We start from the raw sequence: 2,563 nt of genomic DNA on the forward strand, positions 1-2,563 counted from the left end.
ACTGAATTTCCTGGTAGTAAAGAAATGTTTTATTCTGTGATGTTCCAGTTCAGGTATGCAGAGAAACATTCAGTTTGCCTTCCTCCTTAAAAAGGCAGGCATGTCCCACTCGTCGTTTTCTATGCCAGCTGCCTCATTCCTGAAATCAGCGCTGCTGAATTTTCTTGTGAACGCAGGTCTGTCAATATCAGACTGACCTGAAGACACTTTTTCAAATTCATCTTCAATACCTGCGGCAACTGAGACAGGTATGTGTGACTCCTCGTTGAACCCGGTTGCAATAACTGTTACAACGACCTTATCCCCCAATGACTCATCTATTACACACCCGAGTATTACGTTGGCATCTTTATCTGCAGCCTTTTCTATTATGAGTGATGCCTCGGAAATCTCATGGAGCGCAAGATCCATTCCGCCGGAGATATTGATCAGGATCCCCTTTGATCCTTCTATAGAGCTGTCTTCCAGGAGGGGACTTGTTATTGCCTTTTTTAAGGCATCAGCAGCCCTGTTTTCACCAGAACTTACGCCCATGCCCATTATAGCCCGTCCCATATGACTCATTATTGTCTTTATATCTGCGAAATCTACGTTTATGTAACCTGGTTTAATGATAATGTCAGATATCCCCTGAACAGCCTGCCGCAATACATCATCTGCAAGTTCAAATGCCTTAAGCATTGGTGTTGATTTATCAACCAGGCTTCGTACCTTTTCATTTGGTATAACAATGACACTGTCTGCATATTTTTTCATCTCTTCCAGACCCCGTTTGGCATGTGCTATCCTCTTGCCCATCTCGTACAAGAATGGTTTAGTTACAACCGCAACAGTCAATGCCCCCATACTCTTTGCGATGTCTGCGATAACAGGGGCTGCACCTGTTCCGGTTCCGCCCCCCATGCCTGCAGTAACAAAAACCATATCAGAATCTGCGAGTGCCTCTCTTAATGCCTCAGTATCTTCCAACGCAGCATCCCGGCCTATATCAGGGTTAGCGCCCGCACCTAACCCCCTTGTCAGTTTGGCCCCGATCTGAATTTTTGTGTTTGCCTTTGAGAGTGCAAGGTTCTGGACGTCCGTGTTGACTGAGATAAACTCTACGCCGGCCAGCTTGGATGTAATCATATTGTTTACCGCATTGCATCCGCAGCCCCCCACCCCAATGACCTTGATCTTTGCTCCACCCTCAATGATTTCTTCAATCTCAAACATATGCACCTCCATGTAAAATGATTATAAAATGTTTAAAAGAATTCCCTGAACCATCCTTTCATCCTGTAATATATATTCTCAAACATGTGCCCGTTTTTGAAGGTACGCCCGTCAGCCCCTTCAGGCTGGATTGCACACAGCAGGATGCCGACACCGGTTGCATACATGGGATGATTAATGTTGTCTGCATTACCTGATATATTGTTCGGGGCCCCCAAACGAACTGGAAGACCGGTTTTCTTTTCTGCTATTTCTACCATTCCCTTCATAATACTGCTTCCGCCAGTGATGACTATACCGGAAGAGAGTACATCTGCATAATTGGCCTTTTTTATTTCTCGTATCGCGTATTCAAAAATTTCTTCTGCCCTGGGTTCGATTATAGCGGCCAATTCATGCCTTGACAACTGCCTGGGAGGTCTTCCTCCAACATCCTGTACCTCGATAGTGCCATTTTCTACGACCAGTGACCTCATAGCGTAACCATGATTTATCTTGAGGCTTTCCGCCTCTGCAAAAGGAGTTCGAATGCCAAATGCAATATCGTTTGTAATATGATTGCCGCCTAATGGTATAACAACCGTGTGTACTACTGAGCCGTTGACGAATATTGCCATATCAGTTGTCCCGCCGCCGATGTCAATCAACGCTGCTCCGAGATCCTTTTCATCCTTTGTCAGTACGGCTTCACTTGAGGCCAGCGGCTGCAGTATTATATCCATGACATCCAGTCCGGCTTTATTTATGCTCTTGACGATGTTCTGTGCCGATGTAATTGCCCCCGTAATTATATGAACAAGCACCTCGAGTCTTACCCCTGATATTCCCAGCGGATTTTTAATGCCGTCCTGCCCATCTATTATGTATTCCTGGGGGATAACGTGCAATATTTCCCTGTCAGGAGGAATAGCTATAGCCCGCGCAGTTTCAAGGGCCTTTTCAATGTCACCAATTGTTACTTCCTGGTTCTTGATGGGGGCAGCGCCTTTGCTGTTGAGTCCGAGTATGTGGCCGCCTGCTATACCCGTGTAGACATTTTTAATCTCAATTCCCGATTCCTTCTCAGCCCCATGAATGGCTTTTTTTATTGAATCAACGGTCTCATCAATGTCTATGATAACACCTTTTTTTAATCCCCTTGAAGGACTTGTGCCAATACCTTTTATGTTTAATTTATTCCCTTCCGTTACTTCAGCGGCAATAGCACATATCTTGGTTGTGCCGATGTCAAGAGCAGCAAGTATGTTGTCCTTTTTACGCACGATCGTCCTCCATGAAAGTTCAAAGTGTTTGAACAACCACCTGGTTATCAAATCTAAGATCTACTTCTTTATATGGAATTCCTTTG

The 2,563-nt window shown here is 44.9% G+C and carries 2 protein-coding genes; both read right to left on the reverse strand.

Annotated features, from left to right (window positions below; all coding sequences use genetic code 11):
- Positions 1 to 69 precede the first annotated feature (69 nt).
- On the reverse strand, positions 70 to 1,215 hold the full coding sequence (gene ftsZ, locus IT392_01520; GenBank protein ID MCC6543164.1) for a cell division protein FtsZ: 1,146 nt from the start codon (positions 1,213 to 1,215) through the stop codon (positions 70 to 72).
- A gap of 32 nt (positions 1,216 to 1,247) precedes the next feature.
- Positions 1,248 to 2,480: a cell division protein FtsA gene (gene ftsA / locus IT392_01525; protein ID MCC6543165.1), complete on the reverse strand. Its 1,233-nt coding sequence runs from the start codon at positions 2,478 to 2,480 to the stop codon at positions 1,248 to 1,250.
- Positions 2,481 to 2,563 lie beyond the last annotated feature (83 nt).

The organism is Nitrospirota bacterium, assembly GCA_020846775.1.
In the GTDB taxonomy this organism is placed as follows: Bacteria; Nitrospirota; 9FT-COMBO-42-15; order HDB-SIOI813; family HDB-SIOI813; genus RBG-16-43-11.

Bases quoted from the DNA above. Each gene is read 5' to 3' on its own strand.
- ftsZ (MCC6543164.1), bottom strand. From the start codon at position 1,215: ATGTTTGAGATTGAAGAAATCATTGAGGGTGGAGCAAAGATCAAGGTC.